Below are 21,238 nucleotides of genomic sequence, written 5' to 3' on the forward strand. Positions count from 1 at the left end.
CGGCGACCAGAACCTGCGAAGCCGGCGCGGCGGCCGACGCCACGCCGACGATCAGGCTCGCGGTCGAGACGATGCCGTCATTGGCCCCCAGGACGGCGGCGCGCAGCCAGCCGATGCGCGACACCTGATGGTTTTCGATATGCAGGCGGCTCAATGCCTTTCTCCTGATCTTGCCTTCGCCGCCCACGGGGCGGGCGCTGTTCAGGCGTTTCTAGCCGCTTTTCAGGAATCCGGTTTTGATCCAGGTCAGAGCCGGGCCGTGCTGGCCCCGTTCACATGCGCGAGCACCCTGCTGGTTGCGGGTAAGGCCGCCATTGTGAAAGCGATGGCGAGTATATGCCGAAGCTGCATGGTCAAATTCCCTGTTGTTCGCGTCGGGCCGGCGTGCGCGCTCAATGCCGCCCGTTGAAGAACGCCGTCAGCACCGGCGCATGCGCGGCGGGTTTCAGCATGTGGTTCTGGCCTGCCAGCGTCTGGTGGCGGGCATTGGGCAGCGCCTGCGCCAACGCCTTGTTGCCATGGCGCATCCATGGCGGGCTTTTCCCGCCATCGGTCACCAATGTCGGCACGCCGAGCGTGGTCCAGCGGGCGCGGTCCAGCGGCTTGCCGAGCTGGTCGCCGGCGACGATGGCGCCGTCGTAAGGCAGCGTATGCGCCACTGCCTTGAGCTTGCGCCAGATCGGCGTCAGCTTCATGACGGCGATCAGCAGGCCGGGCATGCCGACCGATTTGAGGAAGGCGCTCACGGCGTCGCCGCGCCTGTCGTCGGCGATGGCTTGCCGGATCGTTGCCCAGTCGCCTTGCGTCGTCGCGCGGCTGTCGTCGACGATCAGCGGCGCTTCGTAGAGTGCAAGCTTCCCGATGCCGGGCAGGCGGGCTGCTGCCATCAGTGCCAGCATGGCGCCTGAGGACATGCCCCAGAGATGGGCTTCACCGCCGGCCGCCCGCAGCACGGCCTCGATGTCATCGACCTCGCGCTCGACCGTGTAGGGCGCGGTGTCGGCGCTGTCGCCACGGCCGCGGCGGTCGTAGCGAAACACGGTGAAATCGCCTTCCAGCGCCTTGGCAAGCGGACCGCTCGGACCCATGGCGCGCGAGCAGAGCGCGCCGTCGACGAGGATGAGCGGATGGCCCTGGCCGCGCCGCTCACACGCGATCGGCGTTCCGTCCCGCGACAGCACGGCTTGCGTGGTCGGTTTGGCGTTCTCAGCCAGCATGGTCGGCTCCCTTGCCTATCAGCTGTTCCAGCCGGTCGAAGCTCTGCATCCAGCCGCCGCGCATGCCGAGCGCCAGCAGGCGTTCGCGGTCGGCGGCAGTCTCCAGCGTCACCTCGAAATGGACATGGGTGCGCGCGCCGTCGGGCGTGAAGTTCACCGTGTGGCGGCTCCGACCCGGCGGCTTGCCGGCCCATTCACGGATTTCAGGATCGGGTTCGTCGCAATAACTCAGCCTGACGTTCTCGACGACTTCGAGATAGCTGCCCTGGTTGCGGTAGAGCGCGCCGCCCGCGGTCAGCATGTCGATGCGCCAGCGGCCGCCGACGCGCACGTCGAGCACGCAAAAGGGGACGGTGCAGTCCCTGATGCCCCACCACTGCGCCACCAGAAGCGGATCGGTCCACAGCCGGAAGACGCGTTCGACCGGCGCGTTGAAGATCCGCTCGATGGCAAAGCTGCGGTCGGCGGTCGCGGGCGCGCTCATTCCGGCCTGTCCGCGCCGTGCCGCAGCAGGTCCTCCATCCGGTCGAAGCGGTCTTCCCAGAGTTTTCTGTAGTCGTCGAGCCAGCGGTCGATGTCGCGCAGCGGCTTGAGTTCGATGCGGCTGAGATGCTTTTGCGCCGCCCGGCTGCGGGTGACGAGGCCGGCCTGTTCCAGCACGCCGACATGTTTGGAGACCGCGCGCACGGTGAGCGCGAAAGGCTGCGCCAGTTCGGCAACCGACGCTTCGCCGTCGAGCAGCCGGGCCAGGATCGCCCGGCGCGTGGGATCGGCGAGGGCGGCGAATGTGTCGTCGAGCGAGACTTGATGAGCCATTACGGAACCAATCAGTTCTGGAACTAGTTGGTTCTATATGTGGTTTTGCCCGAGCCGTCAACGCGCTTTACGGGGCTGGGAGAGCTCGGGGAAATATAGCTTGAAACCCCAGGCTCCCGTCTTTCGTCCGCAATGTCGTTCAGCACGTCGAGCGGGTCGGCCGGCAATTCCAGTTCGGCCGCCGCGAGGTTTTCCCTGAGGCGGCTTTTTTTACGTGCGAAGCACCCGGTAGATCGCGGGGATGACCAGCACCGTCAGCAGCGTCGAGGAGGCCAGGCCGAACAGCAGCGAGATCGCCAGCCCCTGGAAGATCGGATCGGTCAGGATCACCGCCGCGCCGATCATGGCGGCAAGCGCCGTAAGCAGGATCGGCTTGAACCTGATCGCGCCGGCCTCGATCAGCACCTCGCTCAACGGTCTGTCGGGCGACGCCGCATGGCGGATGAAGTCGACCAGCAGGATTGAATTGCGCACGATGATGCCGGCCAGCGCGATGAAGCCGATCATCGAGGTGGCCGTGAACGGCGCCCCGAACAGCCAGTGCCCGCCGAGGATGCCGATGAAGGTCAGCGGGATCGGCGTCAGGATCACCAGCGGAACCTTGAACGAGCCGAACTGGGCGACGACGAGGATGTAGATGCCGAGCAGCGCGACGCCGAAGGCCGCCCCCATGTCGCGGAAGGTCACCCAGGTGACTTCCCATTCGCCGTCCCACAAAAGCGTCGGCCGGCTTTCATCCTCCGGCTGGCCATGCAGCGAGATTGCGGGCTTCTGCAGTCCGGTCCAGTCCTGCGCGTCGATGGCCTTGCTGACGGCGAGCATGCCGTAAAGCGGCGCCTCGAAGCTGCCGGCAAGCTCGGCCGTCACCATTTCGGCGGCGCGGCCATTGTGCCTGAACACCGGGAACGAAGCGCGCTCCGGCGTCACCCGCACGACATCGCCGAGTTCGACCACGCCGCGGTCGCCAGGCAGGACATTGGCCGGAATGGAGGTGGTCAGGAAGCGCTCGTCGAGCGTCCTCTCGCCCTTCGGCCGCTCGATGCGGATCGGGATCGGCTGGCGGCCACCGCCGCGATGCGAATAACCGACGGTCCTGCCCCCATTGAGGATGGCAAGCGTGTCGAAGACGTCGCTTTCCTCGACATGGAAGAACTCCGCATCGTCGGTGGAAATCGTGGCGCGCAGCCGGCGTGCCGGCTGTCCCCAGGAATTGTCGACGTCGACGATGAAGGGCACGGAGCGGAACGCCGTTTCGATCCTGGCGGCGACCTTGCGGCGGGTCTCGCCGTCGGGTCCGTAGATCTCGGCCAGCAGCGTCGCCATCACCGGCGGGCCGGGCGGCGGCTCGACCACCTTCAGGCTGGTGCCTTGCGGTACGGGGATCGTGGCGATGCGCTGCCGGACGTCGAGCGCGATCTCATGGCTGGAGCGGGCACGGTTCGCCTTCGGCAGCAGGTTGAGCGCCACGTCGCCCTGCTGCGGCTCGGTGCGCAGGACGGCATGGCGGACGAGGCCGTTGAAGTTGAAGGGTGCCGCCGTCGCGGCATGTGTCTGGACCGATCGAACCTCCTTCAACTCGAGAACCCTGGCGGCGACGGCCTGCGCCACCGCATCTGTGGCTTCGACGGAAGACCCTTCCGGCAGGTCGATGGTCACCGACAGTTCGGACTTGTTGTCGAAGGGCAGGAGCTTGACCGTGACATGCTCGGTGTAGAACAGCGCGAGCGAGCCCAGGGTCAGCACGCCGACGACGAGCAGGAAGGCCCAGCTCGCCGTCTTCGAGGCCAGGATCGGCCGGGCGACGGCGGTGTAGGCGCGGCCGAGCGGGCCGCCATTGCCATGATCCTGACGGGCATGCACCGGCGCCCGCCCGGCAAGCTTGAGCATCAGCCACGGCGTCACCATCACCGCGACGAAGAAGGAGAAGATCATCGCCGCCGAGGCATTGGCCGGAATCGGGCTCATATAGGGGCCCATCATTCCCGAGACGAACAGCATCGGCAGCAGTGCGGCGACCACGGTCAAGGTGGCGACGATGGTCGGGTTGCCGACCTCCGCCACCGCCTCGATTGCCGCCTGCCGGCGATCGCGGCCGCCGCCCATGGCCCAGTGGCGGGAGATGTTCTCGATCACGACGATGGCATCGTCGACGAGAATGCCTATGGAAAAGATCAGCGCGAACAGCGAGACGCGGTTCAGCGTGTAGCCCATGACGCGCGAGGCAAACAGGGTGAGCAGGATGGTCACCGGAATGACGACGGCCACGACCATCGCTTCGCGGCGGCCGATGGCGACCCAGACCAGCACGATGATCGAGATCGTCGCCAGGCCGAGATGGTAGAGGAGCTCATTGGCCTTGTCGTTGGCGGTCTCGCCGTAATTGCGCGTCACGTCGATCGAGATATCGCCTGATATCAGCCCGCCCTGGAGCAATGCGACCCGGTGCAGAATGGCGTCGGCGACGGCGACCGCGTTCGATCCCGCGCGCTTGGCGATGGCGAGCGTGACCGACGGCACGCGCTCGACACCAACGCCGGCCCTGGTGACCGTCGACACCAGCGTATCACCGGCGTCGGCGGCGAAGGCGACGTCGGCCACGTCGCGGACATAGACGGGGCGGTTGTCACGCGAGGTCAAGAGCAGGTTGCCGATCTGGTCGGGCGAGGCCAATGTCTCGCCGGCGACGATGTCGATCTGCTCGCCCATGTCGCGCACGCGTCCGGCGGGAAAGGCCTTGTTGGCGCCCGACACCTTGGCGGCGAGCTGCTGCAGGGTGACACCGTAAAGGGCGAGCTTTTCAGGGTTCGGATTGACGCGGATGATCTCACCGGTGTCGCCGACCAGATAGGTCAGGCCGACATTGTCGATCTTGGCGATCTCGGTGCGCAGTTCGCGCGCGATGCGGGTGAGGTCGTTGGCTGTCATGCGCGCGGCTGTCTGCGGCTTCGGCGACAGCGTCAGCGTGACTATGGCGACGTCGTCGATGCCGCGGCCGACGATCAGCGGCTCGGGCACGCCGACGGGAATGCGATCCATGTTGGCGCGCACCTTGTCGTGGACGCGCAGCACGGCAGTGTCCGACGAGGTGCCGACGATGAAGCGGGCGGTGACAATCGCCTGGTCGTCTCGCGTCTGCGAATAGACATGCTCGACGCCGTCGATGCCCTTGACGATCGTCTCCAGCGGCTCGGTGATCAGCTTGACGGCGTCGTCGGCCTTCAGCCCATCGGCGCGCACGAAGATGTCGACCATCGGCACCGAGATCTGCGGTTCCTCCTCGCGCGGCAGCGTGAGCAGCGCCACCAGCCCGAAGGCGAAGGCGGCGACCAGGAACAGCGGCGTCAGCGGCGACGCGATGAAGGCCCGCGTCAGCGCGCCGGCAATGCCGAACGAGGCGGGACCTTTCATGGCGTGACCACGACGTCGCCGGCCGCAAGACCGGTCAGGATCTCGACATAGTCGCCGTCGGCGCGCCTGGACCGCTCGCCTGTTACCACCGCGCGCTCGACACTGCCGCCGCCTGCGGCGACGCGCACGAAATCGATCCCCGAACGGATCTGGATGGCCGAAGCCGGCACCAGCAGCGCGGAGCGCTCGGCGACCGGCAGCTCGACCAGGACGCGGGCGTCGATGAAATTGGTGTCGAGATCATCGACCTCGACGTCGGCGATGACGCGGCCATTGTCGATCTGCGGATAGATCTTGGCGAGGCGGCCGGGGATCTCCTTGCCGCCGGCATTGATACGGATGGCGGCTCCCTCTTTCAGCGACGCCGCGTAACGCTCCGGAACGGCAAGCCGCAGGAACACCCCGCCGCCGCCAATGGTGGCCACAACCTCACCGGCCATGATGACCGCGCCACGCGTCACGGGCACGGTCAGCACGCGGCCGTCGCCGGGAGCAAAAACATCGCCCTCGGCGCCCTGCTGCACGATCACGCCTCGGTCGCGGCAAGCTGGTTGCGCGCGACGTCGACTTCGGTGCGCAGCTGATCGAGACGCTGCGCGGTCATGACGCCCTTGTCGACCAGCGTCTGGCCACGGGCAAGTTCGGACTGCGCGGTGTCCAGCTGCGCCTGCAGAGCACGAAGCTGGGCGTCCAGAGCGGCGACCTGAAACGCGATCTTGTCGTCCTGGACGGTCGCGATCTTCTGCCCCGCCTTGACCTGCTCGCCCTCCGTGACGGCCAGATCGACAACAAGGCCGCCGATACGGGCGCGCGCCGGAACGGTGTCGCGCGCCTCGACACGGCCATAGACCGCTTTCCATTCGGTCACCGTCGTCGGCACCAGTGTCAGCGTGCCGGCAAGCGTCGGAGAGGCCGCCAACAGCGCGCCGAACAAAAGAGGCAGGCGCATCCGGATTTCCTTAGAACGCGCATCCCGGCTTGATGCCGAGCTTGCGGAAGACCATCGCCGCGGGGCAGAAGCCGGTGAACGCCGACTGCAGCATGTTCAAGCCGACGAACACCGTCAGCCATACGAACAGCGGCGAGACAAAGGCGGTGAGCACGACGGACAGCAGCACCATGATGCCGGCGAAGGCGAGAACGGAACGGTCGAGGGACATTGTCATCTCCATTTGTATATGATGATATCTAAATATAAGAATACAACTACCGACCGCAAGAGGCGGCGTCGAATTTGCGACAGCAACTCTCGCCCGCCGCCGGCTAGCGCCGGTCAGGCTCCCGGCACATCCGCCGATGCCTCGACCTTGATCTGCTTGAGCTTGTCGATCCCAAGCGCCTGCAATGCGAGGCGCTCATAGAAGGGTTCGGACTTGCCGGCCCTTATCTTGTGCAGGAAATACTTCTCGAAACCGACCTTGGCGGTATGCACCCATTTTCCGGAGGACGACCAGTTGACATTGCGCGGCGGGATCTGCGGCTGCGCCACGAAGGCGACGCCGGAATCGCCGAAATCGGCGAGGCAGACCGCATTCCATGTGCCCTGGGCGTCAGGCTGCTTGCCCTCCACCAGCCGGCCGATGTTGCGCGCCGTCGCCGTGACCATGGATTCGATCATGAAGCCGGTCTTGGGCACGCCGACGGGGACCGGCGTCTTGCCGATCGGCGGGATGGCGACGCAGACGCCGACCGCGAATATTTCGGGGAACGCCGGGTTGCGCTGGTGCTTGTCGACAAGGATGAAGCCGCGCGGATTGGTCAGGCCCTCGATGCCGCGCACCGCCGCCACGCCGCGAAAGGCCGGCAGCATCATGGCATAGGCGTGCGGCAGTTCATGCGCCTGCCTGACCGACCCGTCGTCGGCGAGTTCCTGGATGAACATCTTGCCCGGCTCGACCTTGTCGACTTTGGCGTTGCAGATCCACTTGATGTGATGCTGGCGCATCTCGCTCTCGAGCAGGCCCTTGGTGTCGCCGACGCCGTCGAGGCCGAGATGGCCGATATAGGGTTCGGAGGTAACGAAGGTCATGGGCACGCGGTCGCGCACCCTGGCGTCGCGCAGCGCCTTGTCGAGGATGAAGGTGAATTCGTAAGCCGGCCCGAAGCAGGACGCGCCCTGGACCGCGCCGATGACGACCGGGCCTGGCTTGGCGACGAGCGCGTCGAAGGCGGTCCTGGCCTTGAGCGCGTGATCGATGTGGCAGACTGACTGGGTGTTGTGCTCCGGCCCGAGGCCCTCGATCTCGTCGAAAGCGAGTTCGGGACCGGTGGCGATGACCAGATAGTCGTAGGAGACAGATGAGCCGTCTTTGAGTTCCACCGTGCGCTCGACCGGGTGGACGCGCCTGGCTCCCTGCGGATGAAAACCGATCTTGCGCCGTGCCAGCACCGGAGCAAGGTCTATTTCCACCGCTTGCCTGTCGCGCCAGCCGACGGCGACCCAAGGGTTGGACGGTACGAATGAATAGTGGCTGCCATTGTTGACGACGGAAACCTGGTGTTCCCCGGCCAGTCCGTCGCGAAGCTCGTAGGCCATGATGGTGCCTCCCAGCCCGGCACCCAGGACGACTATATGCGCCATGTTCTTCCTCCGTTGCGGCGTCGCTTTGGCGCAACGCCAACACTGCTGATCCCGCGCGGGATTGGCTGATTTTGCGCCATTGTGGCAGGCTGCGACTTGACGCTGATCAAGCGACCTTGACGGTGCGAAGCATCGGCATCGATCCATCGACTTGACAGGCAGCCGTGCCAGACTAATATTATTCGTAACTCTTAATATGATAATGTGTTCATATGCGCAATATAAAAATAGCCGACCTGGACAAGCAGGCGCGCGAGGCGTCCGAACTGCTTGCCGCGATGGCAAATGAAAAACGGCTGATGATCCTGTGCCATCTGCTGGACGGCGAGACGAGCGTGAACGAACTGGCCGAACTGGTTGCGATGAACCAGTCGGCGCTGTCGCAGCAGCTTTCAAAGTTGCGCGCGCTCAAGCTCGTGGACACGAGGCGCGACGCCCAGCAGGTCTACTACCGGTTGGCTTCGGTGGAGGTAGAGCGAATCCTGCAGACGCTCTACGGCATCTATTGCGATCCGCAGACACGGATCGCCAGGGTCGGCAGCCGGTAGTCTGCCGAGGAATGCCTTATGCCGCTTGCTCGGCTTCACTGCCGATGCCGTTCAGCACTTTGAGCGCGTCGGCCGGCAGGTCGAGTTCGGCCGCCGCCAGGTTTTCGCGGAGATGGCCGACCGAGGAGGTGCCGGGGATGAGCAGGATGTTGGGCGCGCGGCGCAACAGCCAGGCGAGCGCCACCTGCATCGGCGTCGCGCCGAGTTTCCTGGCGACATTGGCCAGCGTGTCCGACTGCAGCGGCGTGAAGCCGCCAAGCGGGAAGAACGGCACATAGGCGATGCCGTCGGCGGCAAGCGCGTCGATCAGCGCGTCGTCGTCGCGGTGCGCGATGTTGTACTGGTTCTGCACGCAGACGATCTCGGCGATGCTGCGTCCCTGGGCGATCTGGGTCGCTGTGACGTTGCTCATGCCGATATGGCGGATGAGGCCCTGGCGCTGCAATTCGGCGAGCGTGTTCAACTGCGGCTCGAGCGATCCTTCGGCGGGGCCGTGGATGCCATGCATGGAGCGCAGGTTGACGACCTCGATCACATCAAGCCCGAGATTGCGCAGATTGTCGTGCACGGCCTCGGTCAGCTCCTTGGGCGACATTGCGGGAAGCCACGATGCATCGGCGCCGCGCCGGGCGCTGACCTTGGTGACGATGGTGAGGTTGGCGGGGTAGGGGTGCAGCGCTTCGCGGATGATCTGGTTGGTGATGTGCGGGCCATAGAAATCGGATGTGTCGATGTGGTCGACGCCGCTGGCGATCGCCTCGCGCAGCACGGCAAGGGCTGCGTCGCGATCCTTCGGCGGGCCGAAGACGCCAGGTCCCGCCAGTTGCATGGCGCCGTAGCCGAGGCGCTTTACGGTGCGGTCGGCGAGTTTGAAGGTTCCGGCCTTGCTGATGTCGGTCATGGTCTCATCTCCTTTGGATCGGCCCAATGTAGACAAAGCGCGCATGCGCGATAATATGGTGCAATCGGCACAGCCTGTGCGAAAAGGCGAACAATGGCAGCGGATCTCGGCGACCTACAGGCGTTCATGGCGGTGGCGCGCGCCGGCGGCTTTCGCGAGGCGGCGCGGGTGGGCAATGTCAGCGCCTCCAGCCTGTCGGAGACGGTGCGGCGGCTGGAGACCGGGCTCGGCGTGCGGCTGCTCAACCGCACGACGCGCAGCGTCGCTCCCACCGAGGCCGGCGCGCGCCTGCTCGAGCGGCTGGGTCCGGCGCTCGGCGAGGTCGAGGCGGCGCTCGACGTGGTCAACGGCTTTCGCGGCCGCCCCGCCGGCACGCTGCGGCTCAACGTGCCGGTCGTCGCGGCGAAACTGGTGCTGCCGCGCCTGTTGCCGCCTTTCCTCGCCGCCTATCCCGACATTCGCGTGGAAGTGACCGCCGAGGACAGTTTCGTCGACATACTGGCGAGCGGCTGCGATGCCGGCATCCGCTATGAAGAGCGGCTGGAGCAGGACATGATCGCCGTGCCGATCGGCCCGCGCCGGCAGCACTACGCCACTGCCGCCGCACCGGCCTATCTCGACCGGCACGGCCGGCCCGAGCATCCGCGCGACCTGCTCCGTCACGCCTGCCTGCGCGGCCGCTTCGCCAGCGGCCTGACGCCGCCCTGGGAGTTCGAACGCGACGGCGAGGTGGTGAGCGTCGAGCCGACCGGCCCGCTGCTGGTCAGCACCGGCACGGCCATGGCGCTTGCGCTCGAGGTGGCGGTGGCCGGCGGCGGCATCGTCTCGCTGTTCGAGGACTGGCTGCGCCCCTATTTCGACGATGGCCGGCTGGAGCCGGTGCTGGAGCCCTGGTGGCAGGAATTCTCAGGCCCGTTCCTCTACTATCCCGGCCGGCGGCTGACGCCGGCACCGCTCAGGGCGTTCATCGACTTTGTCGGCGGGATGCGCTGGGGGTGATTTCGAGCCGATATCGCGCCGGCGGATATGCCATGCCCGTTGGCCTTGCCTGGTTCCTTCGACCGGGAGTCAAATGGCTGACGTAACACTTTGTTGTCATTGAGGGACTATCGAGGAGGCGATACGGCGAAAGCCCGGTGACAGGAAAGGCGCGCAATGGGTTCGCCCTGGTCCGAATTGCTGGCCAATCTCGCGGTCGTGGCGATGTTCGTTTCGGTCTGGATCCACACGCATGTGTGGCTGGACCGCAGGCCGGCCCCGGTAAAAGCCGCGGCCTTCGGCCTGCTGATGGGCGCCGGCGCCATCGTCCTGATGCTCACGCCCATGCAGTTGCAGCCGGGCGTGCTGGTCGATCTCAGGGCGACGATGATCGCCGTTGCCGGCTTCTTCGGCGGTCCTGTCGCCGGTATCGTCGCCGGCGTCATGGCCGGTGCTTTCCGGACTTTCGAGGGCGGCATCGGCGCCTTCGCCGGAGCGGTCGGGATCGCGGCCACCTTGCTGGTCGGTGTCGGCGGCAACCTTGCGCTCAGGGGCCGCGCGCCCACCATGGCCGATATCATGATCCTTGGCGTGGCGACCGCGGCCGGATCGCTGCTCGGCCTCAGCGTCCTGCCGCATTCCGTCCTGCAGACGGTTCTGCCAAAGGTGGTGCTTCCCTCCACCTTGCTCATCTTCGTCTCGGTGGCACTGTCGGGGCTTACGCTTTACCAGGAGAGGCGGCGCCTCGATGCATTGCAGTCCCGACGCATCTTCAAGGCCGTTGTGGAGACATTGCCCGATTGCCTCAACGTCAAGGATCTCGAAGGACGGTTCATCGCCGCCAACCCGGCAACAGCCGAACTGATGCATGCGGCTGATGCCAAGGCGCTGATCGGCAAGACGGATTTCGACTTCTTTCCGCGCGAAACGGCGCAGGGATACCGCCAGGACGAGCTTGCCGTCCTGGCCTCGGGCGCCTCATCCACCATCGAACAGCGCCTTCACCACGACGACGGGACCAATGGCTGGCTGTCGACATTGAAAGCGCCCTTTCGGGACAGAAGCGGAGCGATCGTCGGGCTGATTACGCACAATCGCGACATCACCGCACGCAAGCACTTGGAGGAGGAATTGGCGGAAAGCCAGGCAAGGCTGGGAGACGCCCTGACGCACATGGCCGACGGCCTGGTGATGTTCGATCCTGCGGGAAAGCTGATGCTGTGCAACACCCAGTACCGCGCGATGTTTCCGAAGACGGCTGACATCAGGGTTCACGGCACCGACTATCGCGACATACTGCGCGCCTCGGTCGCTCGCGGCGAAAGCATCACGCCGCCCGACGCCGTCGAGGGCTGGATTGCAGAGATCATGGCAACGCAGACGCATGCCAGCCACCGCCAGATCCGGCTCGCCGACGGGCGTTGGCTCGACGTGCGGACCCGTCCGACCGGCAATGGCGGCAGCCTGAGCGTGTTTTCCGACATCACCGAGGCCAAGCAGGTCGAGGCGGAATTGCTGGCCGCCAACGAGAAGCTGAACCTCCTGGCGCATCGCGACGGGCTGACCGAACTGATGACACGGCGGGCCTTCGACGAGGCCCTGGCGCGCGAATTCGCCCGCGGCCGGCGCAGCGCCACACCCCTCAGCCTGCTGATCATCGATGTCGACTGGTTCAAGCGGTTCAACGACCATTATGGCCACCCGGCGGGCGACGAATGCCTGCGCGCCGTCAGTCGCTGCATCGAGGCGACGGCGCGGCGGCCGGCCGACGCGGCGGCCCGCTATGGCGGCGAGGAGTTCGCGCTCGTCCTGCCCGAGACCGACGCCAGAGGCGCCTTCGTCATCGCCGAGACCCTTAAAGGCAAGGTGCGCGACCTCCGGCTCGCGCATGCCGGCAGCGAAAAGGGCATCGTCACCGTCAGCATCGGGGTCGCCACTTTCGACGGGAGTGCCGACATCGAGATCGCCGATCTGCTGCGGCGCGCCGACGAAGCCCTCTATGGCGCCAAGGCCGCCGGGCGGGATCGCGTGCATGGCTGGCGCCCGCATCTGAGCGAACCACGCACGACGGGTTCCCGGCGCAAAGCGTGAGCCATCGCCGTCACACCACTGTCATGCTCCACTGCCACTAATCCATAAATCTGGATATGTGGATTGATGGACAAGGCAACAGCATTGCAGGCGCTCGCCGCGCTCGGCCAGGAAACCAGGCTGGAGGTGTTCCGGCTGCTGGTGCGGGCCGGGACCGAGGGCGTGCCGGCGGGCGAGATCGCGACGCGGCTGGGTGCGGTGCAGAACACCATGTCGGCACATCTGAAGGTCCTCGGCCAGGCCGGGCTGGTGCATGCCGAGCGCGACGGGCGCAGCATCCGCTATACGGCCGACATGACCGGGTTTCGCGATCTGCTGGCCTACCTGATGGAGGATTGCTGCAATGGCGCGCCGGAGCTTTGCCAGCCGATCCTCCAGGCGGTGACCTGCAGATGTTGAGCTTGACATGACCGACCTTCGCCGCCGTCTCGCAGCCGAAGCGCTGGGCACCGCCATGCTGGTCGCCACGGTGGTCGGCTCGGGCGTCATGGCCAGCCGGCTGACCGGCGATGTCGCGCTTTCCCTGCTCGGCAACACCATTCCCACCGGCGCCATTCTGGTGGTGCTGATCACCACGCTGGGGCCGGTCTCCGGCGCCCATTTCAATCCGGCCGTGACGCTGGTTTTCGGGCTGCGGCGCGACATCGGCTGGCTGGCCGTGCTGGGCTACGTCGCTGTCCAGATTCTCGGCGGCCTCGCCGGCACGCTGGTCGCGCATGCCATGTTCGACCTGCCCTTGCTCGAGGTGTCGGCGACGGTGCGCAGCGGGCAGGGGCAGTGGCTGGCCGAACTGGTCGCGAGTTTCGGCCTGGTCTTCACCATCCTTGCCGGCTTGCGCTTCCGGGGCGATGCCGTCCCCTGGCTGGTCGGGCTCTACATCACATCGGCCTACTGGTTCACCGCCTCGACCTCCTTCGCCAATCCGGCGGTGGCCATTGCCCGTGCCTTCTCGAACACGTTTGCCGGCATCCGGCCCTCCGATGTGCCGGCCTTCATAGCAGCGGAACTGGCGGGCGCGCTGCTGGCGCTGGCCTTGGCCGGATGGCTGCTGGCTGAACCCAAGACCTTCACTGACAAGACCGTCACTGAGATGAAAGCCGCGCAATGACCATCACCATCTATCACAATCCGGCCTGTGGCACCTCGCGCAACACGCTGGCGATCATCCGCCAGTCCGGCGAGGAGCCGCGGGTGATCGAATATCTGAAGACGCCGCCGTCGCGCGAAAGGCTCGTCGAACTGATCGACGCGATGGCGATGACGCCGCGCCAGTTGCTGCGCGAGAAGGGCACGCCCTATGCCGAACTCGGCCTTGGCGATCCCAAATGGAGCGACGACGAGATCCTCGATTTCATGCTGGCGCATCCGATCCTGATCAACCGGCCGATCGTGGTGAGCCCGCTCGGCGTGGTGCTGGCCCGGCCGTCCGAAAAGGTGCTCGATATCCTGCCCAATCCGGATATCGGCCCGTTCGCCAAGGAGGACGGCGAGGTCGTCATCGACGCGAGCGGCAAGCGGGTCGTCTGAAGCCCTATTTCGATATTTTTCGAAATAGGGCTTGACGGTTTCCATCGTCGGCCGCATGCTATTTCCATGAAACTCGAACAAGCAGCGAAGCAGCTGGAGGCGCTCGGCAATCCGACGCGGCTGAAGCTTTATCGTATCCTGGTCCGGGCCGGCGAAGCGGGCCGGCCTGTCGGTTATCTGCAGGAAAGCCTCGGCATCGCCGCCTCGACGCTGTCGCACCATCTGCACCGCCTGATCCTGACCGGGCTGGTCAGCCAGGAGCGGCAGGCGACGACGCTGATCTGCCGCGCCAACTATCCCATGATGAACGATCTCATCGGCTTCCTGGCCGACGAATGCTGCGCCGATGCCGCCTGCAATCCGGCAGTGGATGACGCAGCCGCCTGAATTTTTTGCCTGTTATTTCGATAATACCGGAAGGATAGAAACTGATGCAAAACGATCTGCCCATCGCCGTCATCGGCGCCGGTCCGGTCGGACTGGCCGCCGCCATCCATCTCATCGCCCGGGGCCTGCCGGTAAAGGTCTATGAAGCTGGCGATGGTGTCGCCGCGAATTTGCGGGATTGGGGCCATGTGCGGGTGTTCACGCCCTGGCGCTATTGCGTCGATGAGGCGGCCAGGAAGCTGCTCGAAAGCCATGGCTGGCGAATGCCGGACGCGGAAGCCTTTCCCACCGCCGATGAACTCGTCGCGCACTATCTCGAGCCGCTGGCCAACCTGCCGGAACTGGCGCCGGCGATCAAAACCAAGGCGCGTGTCGTGGCCATATCGCGCTGGGGCGCCGACAAGGTGCGCGGCAGCGCGCGCGGGACGCGGCCCTTCATGCTCGTCGTCGAAACCGCCGATGGGACAAGGCGCGACAGCGCCCGAGCGGTCATCGACGCCTCGGGGACATGGCGCACGCCCAACCCGCTCGGTGCCGGCGGCATCGCGGCGGAGGGCGAGGCGGAGTTTGCCGACCGTATCGCGTATGGAATTCCCGACATTCTTGGCCGCGACCGCGCGCGCTATGCCGGCCGCACGACGCTGGTCGTGGGTTCCGGCCACTCGGCGGCCAACGCCTTGCTCGACCTTGCCAGGCTGGCGGATGCCGCGCCCGGCACGGCCTTCATCTGGGCGGTGCGCGGAACCGACCTCGTGCGCATCTATGGCGGCGGCGACGCCGACCAGTTGCCGGCGCGCGGCGAACTCGGCGCCGATATCCGCGACCTCGCCGAAAGCGGCCGCGTCCAGCTGGTGACCGGCTTTGCGACGCTTGCGATCGGCGAGCGTGACGGAAGGCTGATCGTCGAGGGGCAAAGCGGGGAGGGATTGCTGCAACTCGGCCCCGTCGACCGCATCATCGCCGCGACCGGGCAGCGCCCCGACCTGTCGCTGACCCGCGAGCTCAGGCTCGATCTCGATCCGTGGCTGGAAGGCGTCAAGGCGCTCGGTCCGCTCATCGATCCCAACGAGCATTCCTGTGGCGACGTGCCACCGCACGGCCACCGCGAACTCAGCCATCCGGAGCCCGGCTTCTACACGGTCGGCATCAAGAGCTATGGCCGTGCGCCGACCTTCCTGCTGTTGACCGGCTACGAGCAGGTGCGCTCGGTCGCGGCGGCGCTCGCCGGCGACATGGCGGCGGCCGACGCGGTGCAACTGGTGCTGCCCGAAACCGGCGTCTGCACGGTGCCGGCTGCCCGCTCGTCGCAGGGCTGTTGCGGCGGACCGGCGCCGGCGGCGATCGATGCCTGCTGCGTGGCGGATGCCGACGCCAAGGCCGCCGGCAAAAGCGGTTGCGGCTGCGCCGGCACGATGGAAGCCGCCGAGTGAGCGACGCCAAGATTCCTGCCTCCGCGATCTGGGCGCTGGGCACCACGCAGATCGTCGGCTACGGCACGCTCTATTACAGCTACAGCATCCTGGCGCCGGCGGTGGCGGCGGAACTCGCCTGGTCGCAGCAATGGGTGTTTGCCGTGCTGTCGGTGTCGCTGCTGGCAAGCGCCATCCTGGCGCCGTTCGCGGGCAGCCTGGCGGACCGGGTCGGGGCAGGGCGCCTGATGGTGCCGGGATCGCTGGCGGCGGCGGGCGCGTTGCTGTTGTGTGCGCTGGCGCCGGGTCGCGCCGGCTTTGCCATAGGCGTGCTGGCCATGGAACTCGCCTCCTGCTTCGTCCTCTACAGCACGGCCTTCGTCGCCATCGTACAGCTCGGCGGGGCGCGGCGCGGCATCACCCATCTCACCTTGATCGCCGGCTTCGCCTCGACCCTGTTCTGGCCATTGACGACGCTGCTGCACCAGCATCTCGGCTGGCGTGAGGTTCTCGCTCTCTTTGCCGCGCTCAACGCTTTTGTCTGCCTGCCGATCCATTGGTGGCTGGCCCGGCTTTCCAGCCGTATCGGCAAGGCGCGCGAGAGGATCGTTCCAGTCACGGCGAGCCTGTCGGGGCCAGCGCCCGGCCGGCGATGGTCGCTCCTGTTCGTCCTGGTGCTGGCCGGCTTTGCCATCGAAGGTTTCGTGCTTTCGGCTGTTCTCGTGCAGATGGTGCCGCTGCTCACTTTGGTCGGCCTCGGCGGCGCCTCGGTGCTGGTCGCCAGCCTGTTCGGCCCGTCGCAAGTGGCGAGCCGGCTGGTCAACATGCTGTTCGGCCGCGGCCTGTCGCAGACGTCGCTGGCGCTCGGCGCGACCGCCGGACTGGCCGGCGGTCTTGCGGTGCTGCTGATGGTGGCGCCCTCCGTTTCCGGCGCCATGCTGTTTGCCGTGCTTTTCGGCTTCGGCTCGGGCCTGATGAGCATTGTCGGCGGCACGCTGCCGCTCGAATTGTTCGGCCAGGAACGCTACGGCTCCTATGTCGGCTGGATCACGGCGGCGCGCCAGTTCAGCTCCGCCTTCGCCCCGTTCGGCCTGACCCTGATGATATCGGGCCTCGGCGTCTTCCCGGCCTTGTGGCTGAACGTCGTGGTCGGCCTGTTCGGCATCGCCGCCTTCGCCGCCGTCGCGCTGATCAGCCGGCAATCGCGCAAGGGTGAAAAGGGCGGCATGGCCGATGCGGCCGCGCCGGGCGCGGATAGTTTTACGGCAGCGCCGGATTACATGTCAGGTGCTCGTCTGAAAACGCTGAACTGAAAGGACTGGGAGGAGCCCCATGGCGTCAGATGCAGATGGTCGAGCGTGCGAACAAGTGCAAAGCCGGATCCAAGGACTTGGGCGAGCTTGCTTGCATCGTATCGTTGAACGGGCAGGCCGCTGCATTTCTCCGGCCCGTCGAGCGCGAACGTCGCGATAATCGCGTAGCCATTTGGTGCGAGTGCCCGCCTGAGTGTGACGAGGTAGGCGTCACGATCGGCTTCTTCGACCATGAAATGGAAGGCAGCCCTGTCATGCCAGACATCGTAAAGCCGCCTCGGCGACCAGGTGCGAATGTCGGCAACGATCCAATCGATGTTCCCGCCTGTCCCAGCCAGCCGATCGCGAGCCGCCGTGATCGCCGTAGCAGACAGATCCAGGACAGTGACGTCCTCAAAGTGTAGTTCTTGAAGATTATCCACCAGTCGAGAGGCGCCGCCCCCCACGTCAACGATGGCAGAGCTGCGCTCGGCAATCTCTTTGATCAACGAAAGCGAGGGCTCGGGATTATCTTGGAACCAACTGACGCCGTCCTCGCCCTTCGATTCATATGCTGCGTTCCAGTGCAGTTGCGATGCCTCTTTCTCCATCGGGCCGGCCCTCACTTTTGGTGACACCGTCCAGCATATCAGTCGCGGTGGCCGGCCGGCGATCAATTTGTGGCAGCACGATTGTTCAGACCGGCAAGGATTGATCCAGCAGGCGCCGTTCCCGGCAAGGCACAAATTGCTGCCGGCTGAAATTGCGCGGAATTGCCAACCGATATTGCGCTACACTTTCCCCCGGCAGTCGCGGTAAAATGCAGGGATGACCGATCCCTCAGCGCCGATCGTCAAGACCGTCGCCATAGCCGCCGAGCCGCCCAGGGTCTGGCGCGTGCTGACGACGCCTGGAATGATCCCGCAATGGATGTCCGACGAGGAGCTGACCGTCAGCCTGGAGGGGCATGCCGGCGGCGCGATCGTGATAGGCGGGCTGCTGCATGGCATGGCGTTCGAGAACCGTGGCATTGTCCGCGCCTTTGAGCCGGAGCGGCTGTTTGCCTACAGCTACTGGAGCACGCTGTCGGCCTCGCGCCTGGCGGACGTGCCGGAAAACCACACGCTGGTCCGTTTCGCCCTGGCGCCGGCGGATGAGGGAACACTGCTGACGCTGACGCTCAGCGACTTCCCCGAACCGGCGATCCGCCCGCACGCCAATCTCTACTGGGGTCCGACCTTGCAGATCCTGAAGGCCGTGTGCGAGCGCCGTTGAAGAGGGACGCCATCGCAGCGGCGCCGGTCTTACCTCGGGCGCCTGGCCAAAGCGCGGATGCGGTCGGCGACCTTGCCGTCGACCGGGTTGTAGACGGTCAGGTTCAAATCCGGCCGGCCGTCGACCGCGAAGGATGAATATTCCAGCTCGATGTCGCCCAGTTCCGGATGCTTCAGGCGCTTTGTCCCGTCGCCATGGGCGAGCACGTCGTTCTCCTGCCACAGCGTGGCGAACTCGGCGCTGCCGCTGCACAATTCGTCCACCAACTGGGTGACCTCGGAGACCGCGCCGGCGCGCGCCGCATCGGCCCGGAACGCGCCGACCACGAAACGGGCAAGGTTTTCCCAATCATGCTGCTTGGCGCGGATGTGGGGCGTGAGGAACATGAAGCGCAACACGTTGCGCCGGCCGGCGGGGATGGTGCCGTAGTCGGTCAGCACGATCTCGGCGGCGCGGTTCCAGGCGACGACGTCCCAGGTGGCGGTCTTGACCAAAGCGGGGCTGGCCTCGAGCGTGTCGATGAGGCGCTGCAGCCGGGGGCTGACGCCCTCGTCGCCCCGGTAGCGGACCTCGGGCGGGCGGCCTAGCCCGAGCATGAAGAGATGTTCGCGCTCCGCCTCGGTCAAAAGCAGCCCCTTGGCGATGCGGTTCAGCACATCGGCCGAAGGCGCGCCGCCACGGCCCTGCTCCAGCCATGTGTACCAGGTCGGGCTGATGTTGGCGCGCTGGGCGACCTCTTCGCGGCGCAGCCCCGGCGTGCGCCGGCGCCCGGAGAAGCCGAACGAGGCGGGATCGAGCCGGGTGCGGCGGTCTTTCAGGAAGGCGGCGAGCGAACCGGGGGCGGGCATCCTGTTAGCCATTATACCATGATAAGATCACTACTTTAATGGAATAATAGACCGGAGATACTGCGCGGGCAACTGTGCAGGAGATTTTGCATGCGTATCTTTTTGACCGGCGCCACCGGCTTCATCGGCTCGGCGCTCGTTGCCGAACTCATCCAGGCCGGCCATCAGGTGATCGGCGTCACCCGCTCCGATGCCGGCGCCGACGCGCTGGCGGCCGCGGGCGCCGAAGTGCATCGCGGAACCCTCGAGGAACCGACAAGCCTGCGCAGCGGCGCGGCGAAGGCGGATGCCGTGATCCACACCGCCTTCGACCATGATTTTTCGCGCTTTGCCGAGAATTGCGAAAAGGACGCCAGAGTCATCGCGGCGCTCGGCGAGGCGCTCGCCGGATCCGACCGGCCGCTGGTCATCACGTCGGGCGTCGGCATGGGCAGCCCCGGACACGGCCAGCTGGCGGTCGAGGACGTCTTCAACGCCAGCCACCCCAATCCGCGCATCGCCTCGGAACTTGCCGGCAATGCCTTGCTGGAGGCCGGCATCAATTTGTCGGTCGTGCGCCTGCCGCAGGTCCACAATCCGGTCAAGCAGGGGCTGATCACGCCGTTCATCGAGATCGCCCGCCAAAAGGGCGTGTCGGCCTATGTCGGGGAAGGCCGCAACCGCTATTCGGCCGGGCATCTCTCCGACGCCGCGCGGCTCTACCGGCTTGCCGTCGAAAAGCGCCAGCCGGGTGCGCGCTATCACGCGGTCGGCGAGGAAGGCGTCGAGGTGCGCGCCATCGCCGAGGCGCTTGGCCGGGGCCTGAAATTGCCGGTCGTCTCGATCGCGCCGGAAAAGGCGGCGGAGCATTTCGGCTGGATGGGAATGTTTGCCCCCATGGACCTGCCAGCCTCCAGCGCGCTGACCCAGGCACGGCTCGGCTGGCATCCGACCGGCCCGACGCTGATCGCCGATCTCGACGCCATGCGGTACTGATGGGCTGCGGCCTCAGCCAGGGCTGACGGCGTAGCGCAAATGGATGAGCCCATGCGCCAGCGTTTCGCAGCCTGTCAGCGACAGCTGCATCTTGCCGGCGAGGCCGCTTTCGCCGAACTCGACAAAACCCTGGTTTCGCGCCCGCGCATCGAGCGCGGGCGCGACCAGAAGACTCAACTCATCGACAAGCCCTGCCGCGAAGAAGGAGCCGTTGATGCCGGCGCCGCCTTCGAGCAGCAGCCGGCGGATTGCGAGTTTCCGCCCGAGCACTTCGAGCATGGCGGCGAGATCGATCTCGGCCGTTTCCGACACGATATAGGACACGCCGTCGGCGGCGAGCTCGGCCAGATGGCTGTCGGAGACGTCACGCCCAAGCAGCACCACGACATGGTCGCCGCCGACATCCGGCCTGGCGAAGTGGAGCCTGCCGGAGGCATCGAGCGCCACGGCATAGGTGCTCGCGTCGCGCTGCGCGAAATGATGCGGCCGCTCGACCTTGCCGATCCGCGCCGGTGGGTGTGCGCCGGCCTTGCTCATCTCGGCCATGGTGACGCGGCCGACGATCCAGGCGTCGCCCTGGAGATCGCCGTGGATCTGCTCATAGAGGCCTGACCACTCGGCCCGGGTTCCGTCCGGGCTCGTGGTGTAGCGGCTCGGATGAAGACCGCCGTCGAGCGAGGCGAGCATATGGCAGATGACGTGCGGCTTCATGGTTTCTCCAGGGACAGCCTGATCTTCGGGAAGGACTGAGCTTCAGGAATGACTCGGGGTTCAAACTAGGGCCGCAGCCCGGGAATGGAAGCCGGCAGGTCGGTTTGGCCAAAATTCCGACAATTCCGATAATTCGCCCCCAGCGCTGTTATATCGATGTTGCACAAATGGTTGACCCTGGGTTAGCATCCCGTGGCTGATGCCGATGGGAGGCAGTTTTTGCAACGGCGATCAGCTGGAGCGGCATGCGCTGTTCTGCGCAAGGAGGATGCTC

The 21,238-nt window shown here is 66.1% G+C and carries 24 protein-coding genes; 11 read left to right on the top strand and 13 right to left on the bottom strand.

Annotated elements, in window-relative coordinates:
- The 9 genes from CK228_RS22100 to CK228_RS22135 form a co-directional block, all read right to left on the bottom strand.
- The coding region (locus CK228_RS22100; RefSeq protein WP_179296007.1) for a VIT1/CCC1 transporter family protein at nt 1-154 on the bottom strand (154 nt) is incomplete at its 3' end.
- 238 nt (nt 155-392) lie between these two features.
- Entirely contained in the window at nt 393-1,217 is an 825-nt protein-coding gene (locus CK228_RS22105; RefSeq protein WP_095789222.1) for an alpha/beta hydrolase, read from the bottom strand.
- Nucleotides 1,207-1,701, bottom strand: a complete 495-nt coding sequence (locus tag CK228_RS22110; RefSeq protein WP_095789223.1) for an SRPBCC domain-containing protein — start codon at nt 1,699-1,701, stop codon at nt 1,207-1,209. The genes CK228_RS22105 and CK228_RS22110 overlap by 11 nt, the downstream gene beginning before the upstream one ends.
- On the bottom strand, nt 1,698-2,033 hold the full coding sequence (locus tag CK228_RS22115; RefSeq protein WP_095789224.1) for a metalloregulator ArsR/SmtB family transcription factor: 336 nt from the start codon (nt 2,031-2,033) through the stop codon (nt 1,698-1,700). Before CK228_RS22115 ends, CK228_RS22110 begins: the two co-directional genes overlap by 4 nt.
- 210 nt (nt 2,034-2,243) lie before the next feature.
- Complete coding sequence (locus CK228_RS22120) at nt 2,244-5,441, bottom strand: efflux RND transporter permease subunit (RefSeq protein ID WP_095789225.1); 3,198 nt, start codon at nt 5,439-5,441, stop codon at nt 2,244-2,246.
- On the bottom strand, nt 5,438-5,971 hold the full coding sequence (locus CK228_RS35850) for an HlyD family efflux transporter periplasmic adaptor subunit (RefSeq protein WP_245438091.1): 534 nt from the start codon (nt 5,969-5,971) through the stop codon (nt 5,438-5,440). The genes CK228_RS22120 and CK228_RS35850 overlap by 4 nt, the downstream gene beginning before the upstream one ends.
- Nucleotides 5,968-6,390 carry a biotin/lipoyl-binding protein gene (locus CK228_RS35855; protein ID WP_245438092.1) on the bottom strand — a complete coding sequence of 141 codons (423 nt, stop codon included), beginning with the start codon at nt 6,388-6,390 and terminating at the stop codon, nt 5,968-5,970. Before CK228_RS35855 ends, CK228_RS35850 begins: the two co-directional genes overlap by 4 nt.
- 10 nt (nt 6,391-6,400) lie before the next feature.
- Nucleotides 6,401-6,601: a DUF2892 domain-containing protein gene (locus tag CK228_RS22130; protein ID WP_095776080.1), complete on the bottom strand. Its 201-nt coding sequence runs from the start codon at nt 6,599-6,601 to the stop codon at nt 6,401-6,403.
- Nucleotides 6,602-6,714: 113 nt separating this feature from the next.
- Nucleotides 6,715-8,022, bottom strand: a complete 1,308-nt coding sequence (locus tag CK228_RS22135; protein ID WP_095789226.1) for an FAD/NAD(P)-binding oxidoreductase — start codon at nt 8,020-8,022, stop codon at nt 6,715-6,717.
- Between the two features lie 212 nt (nt 8,023-8,234).
- Between CK228_RS22135 and CK228_RS22140 the strand changes: the two genes are divergently transcribed.
- On the top strand, nt 8,235-8,570 hold the full coding sequence (locus tag CK228_RS22140) for a metalloregulator ArsR/SmtB family transcription factor (RefSeq protein ID WP_095789227.1): 336 nt from the start codon (nt 8,235-8,237) through the stop codon (nt 8,568-8,570).
- Nucleotides 8,571-8,586: 16 nt separating this feature from the next.
- Here CK228_RS22140 and CK228_RS22145 read toward each other — a convergent pair whose 3' ends face one another.
- Nucleotides 8,587-9,471, bottom strand: coding sequence for an aldo/keto reductase family oxidoreductase (locus CK228_RS22145; protein ID WP_095789228.1), 885 nt, complete (start codon nt 9,469-9,471; stop codon nt 8,587-8,589).
- Nucleotides 9,472-9,564: 93 nt separating this feature from the next.
- Here CK228_RS22145 and CK228_RS22150 point away from each other — a divergent pair, with 93 nt between their 5' ends.
- From CK228_RS22150 to arsK, 8 genes are all read left to right on the top strand, one after another.
- The gene (locus CK228_RS22150) at nt 9,565-10,470 is read left to right on the top strand and encodes a LysR family transcriptional regulator (RefSeq protein ID WP_095789229.1); all 906 of its coding nucleotides are present in this window, start codon (nt 9,565-9,567) and stop codon (nt 10,468-10,470) included.
- A gap of 156 nt (nt 10,471-10,626) precedes the next feature.
- Nucleotides 10,627-12,540: a diguanylate cyclase gene (locus CK228_RS22155; protein WP_095789230.1), complete on the top strand. Its 1,914-nt coding sequence runs from the start codon at nt 10,627-10,629 to the stop codon at nt 12,538-12,540.
- Nucleotides 12,541-12,606: 66 nt separating this feature from the next.
- Nucleotides 12,607-12,939 carry a helix-turn-helix transcriptional regulator gene (locus CK228_RS22160; protein ID WP_095789231.1) on the top strand — a complete coding sequence of 111 codons (333 nt, stop codon included), beginning with the start codon at nt 12,607-12,609 and terminating at the stop codon, nt 12,937-12,939.
- Between the two features lie 7 nt (nt 12,940-12,946).
- Complete coding sequence (locus tag CK228_RS22165) at nt 12,947-13,648, top strand: MIP/aquaporin family protein (RefSeq protein ID WP_095789232.1); 702 nt, start codon at nt 12,947-12,949, stop codon at nt 13,646-13,648.
- Nucleotides 13,645-14,067, top strand: a complete 423-nt coding sequence (arsC, locus tag CK228_RS22170; RefSeq protein WP_095789233.1) for an arsenate reductase (glutaredoxin) — start codon at nt 13,645-13,647, stop codon at nt 14,065-14,067. Before CK228_RS22165 ends, arsC begins: the two co-directional genes overlap by 4 nt.
- 66 nt (nt 14,068-14,133) lie before the next feature.
- The gene (locus CK228_RS22175; protein WP_095789234.1) at nt 14,134-14,454 is read left to right on the top strand and encodes a metalloregulator ArsR/SmtB family transcription factor; all 321 of its coding nucleotides are present in this window, start codon (nt 14,134-14,136) and stop codon (nt 14,452-14,454) included.
- 44 nt (nt 14,455-14,498) lie between these two features.
- The gene (locus tag CK228_RS22180; protein WP_095789235.1) at nt 14,499-15,884 is read left to right on the top strand and encodes an NAD(P)-binding protein; all 1,386 of its coding nucleotides are present in this window, start codon (nt 14,499-14,501) and stop codon (nt 15,882-15,884) included.
- Nucleotides 15,881-17,176 carry an arsenite efflux MFS transporter ArsK gene (gene arsK, locus CK228_RS22185; RefSeq protein ID WP_095789236.1) on the top strand — a complete coding sequence of 432 codons (1,296 nt, stop codon included), beginning with the start codon at nt 15,881-15,883 and terminating at the stop codon, nt 17,174-17,176. The genes CK228_RS22180 and arsK overlap by 4 nt, the downstream gene beginning before the upstream one ends.
- Here the strand turns inward: arsK and CK228_RS22190 are convergent.
- Complete coding sequence (locus tag CK228_RS22190; RefSeq protein ID WP_095789237.1) at nt 17,140-17,766, bottom strand: class I SAM-dependent methyltransferase; 627 nt, start codon at nt 17,764-17,766, stop codon at nt 17,140-17,142. The two genes, arsK and CK228_RS22190, sit on opposite strands and share 37 nt — an antisense overlap.
- 217 nt (nt 17,767-17,983) lie before the next feature.
- Here CK228_RS22190 and CK228_RS22195 point away from each other — a divergent pair, with 217 nt between their 5' ends.
- Nucleotides 17,984-18,430: an SRPBCC domain-containing protein gene (locus tag CK228_RS22195; protein WP_095789238.1), complete on the top strand. Its 447-nt coding sequence runs from the start codon at nt 17,984-17,986 to the stop codon at nt 18,428-18,430.
- Between the two features lie 29 nt (nt 18,431-18,459).
- Here CK228_RS22195 and CK228_RS22200 read toward each other — a convergent pair whose 3' ends face one another.
- Nucleotides 18,460-19,290, bottom strand: a complete 831-nt coding sequence (locus CK228_RS22200; protein WP_095789239.1) for a helix-turn-helix transcriptional regulator — start codon at nt 19,288-19,290, stop codon at nt 18,460-18,462.
- Between the two features lie 78 nt (nt 19,291-19,368).
- Here CK228_RS22200 and CK228_RS22205 point away from each other — a divergent pair, with 78 nt between their 5' ends.
- Nucleotides 19,369-20,253: an SDR family oxidoreductase gene (locus tag CK228_RS22205; protein ID WP_095789240.1), complete on the top strand. Its 885-nt coding sequence runs from the start codon at nt 19,369-19,371 to the stop codon at nt 20,251-20,253.
- A gap of 12 nt (nt 20,254-20,265) precedes the next feature.
- Here the strand turns inward: CK228_RS22205 and CK228_RS22210 are convergent, their stop codons facing one another.
- Entirely contained in the window at nt 20,266-20,964 is a 699-nt protein-coding gene (locus CK228_RS22210; RefSeq protein ID WP_095789241.1) for a RibD family protein, read from the bottom strand.
- Between the last annotated feature and the right edge of the window lie 274 nt (nt 20,965-21,238).

Origin of the sequence: Mesorhizobium sp. WSM4312, from assembly GCF_002294875.1 — a bacterium.
Classification (GTDB): Bacteria; Pseudomonadota; Alphaproteobacteria; order Rhizobiales; family Rhizobiaceae; genus Mesorhizobium.

Bases quoted from the DNA above. Each gene is read 5' to 3' on its own strand.
- CK228_RS22115 (WP_095789224.1), bottom strand. From the start codon at position 2,033: ATGGCTCATCAAGTCTCGCTCGACGACACATTCGCCGCCCTCGCCGAT.
- CK228_RS22105 (WP_095789222.1), bottom strand. From the start codon at position 1,217: ATGCTGGCTGAGAACGCCAAACCGACCACGCAAGCCGTGCTGTCGCGG.
- CK228_RS22180 (WP_095789235.1), top strand. From the start codon at position 14,499: ATGCAAAACGATCTGCCCATCGCCGTCATCGGCGCCGGTCCGGTCGGA.
- CK228_RS22165 (WP_095789232.1), top strand. From the start codon at position 12,947: ATGACCGACCTTCGCCGCCGTCTCGCAGCCGAAGCGCTGGGCACCGCC.
- CK228_RS22195 (WP_095789238.1), top strand. From the start codon at position 17,984: ATGACCGATCCCTCAGCGCCGATCGTCAAGACCGTCGCCATAGCCGCC.
- CK228_RS22205 (WP_095789240.1), top strand. From the start codon at position 19,369: ATGCGTATCTTTTTGACCGGCGCCACCGGCTTCATCGGCTCGGCGCTC.
- CK228_RS22145 (WP_095789228.1), bottom strand. From the start codon at position 9,471: ATGACCGACATCAGCAAGGCCGGAACCTTCAAACTCGCCGACCGCACC.
- CK228_RS22200 (WP_095789239.1), bottom strand. From the start codon at position 19,290: ATGGCTAACAGGATGCCCGCCCCCGGTTCGCTCGCCGCCTTCCTGAAA.
- CK228_RS22210 (WP_095789241.1), bottom strand. From the start codon at position 20,964: ATGAAGCCGCACGTCATCTGCCATATGCTCGCCTCGCTCGACGGCGGT.
- CK228_RS22190 (WP_095789237.1), bottom strand. From the start codon at position 17,766: ATGGAGAAAGAGGCATCGCAACTGCACTGGAACGCAGCATATGAATCG.
- CK228_RS22130 (WP_095776080.1), bottom strand. From the start codon at position 6,601: ATGTCCCTCGACCGTTCCGTTCTCGCCTTCGCCGGCATCATGGTGCTG.
- CK228_RS35855 (WP_245438092.1), bottom strand. From the start codon at position 6,390: ATGCGCCTGCCTCTTTTGTTCGGCGCGCTGTTGGCGGCCTCTCCGACG.
- CK228_RS22175 (WP_095789234.1), top strand. From the start codon at position 14,134: ATGAAACTCGAACAAGCAGCGAAGCAGCTGGAGGCGCTCGGCAATCCG.
- CK228_RS22160 (WP_095789231.1), top strand. From the start codon at position 12,607: ATGGACAAGGCAACAGCATTGCAGGCGCTCGCCGCGCTCGGCCAGGAA.
- CK228_RS22155 (WP_095789230.1), top strand. From the start codon at position 10,627: ATGGGTTCGCCCTGGTCCGAATTGCTGGCCAATCTCGCGGTCGTGGCG.
- CK228_RS22140 (WP_095789227.1), top strand. From the start codon at position 8,235: ATGCGCAATATAAAAATAGCCGACCTGGACAAGCAGGCGCGCGAGGCG.
- CK228_RS22110 (WP_095789223.1), bottom strand. From the start codon at position 1,701: ATGAGCGCGCCCGCGACCGCCGACCGCAGCTTTGCCATCGAGCGGATC.
- CK228_RS22135 (WP_095789226.1), bottom strand. From the start codon at position 8,022: ATGGCGCATATAGTCGTCCTGGGTGCCGGGCTGGGAGGCACCATCATG.
- CK228_RS22150 (WP_095789229.1), top strand. From the start codon at position 9,565: ATGGCAGCGGATCTCGGCGACCTACAGGCGTTCATGGCGGTGGCGCGC.
- arsC (WP_095789233.1), top strand. From the start codon at position 13,645: ATGACCATCACCATCTATCACAATCCGGCCTGTGGCACCTCGCGCAAC.
- CK228_RS22120 (WP_095789225.1), bottom strand. From the start codon at position 5,441: ATGAAAGGTCCCGCCTCGTTCGGCATTGCCGGCGCGCTGACGCGGGCC.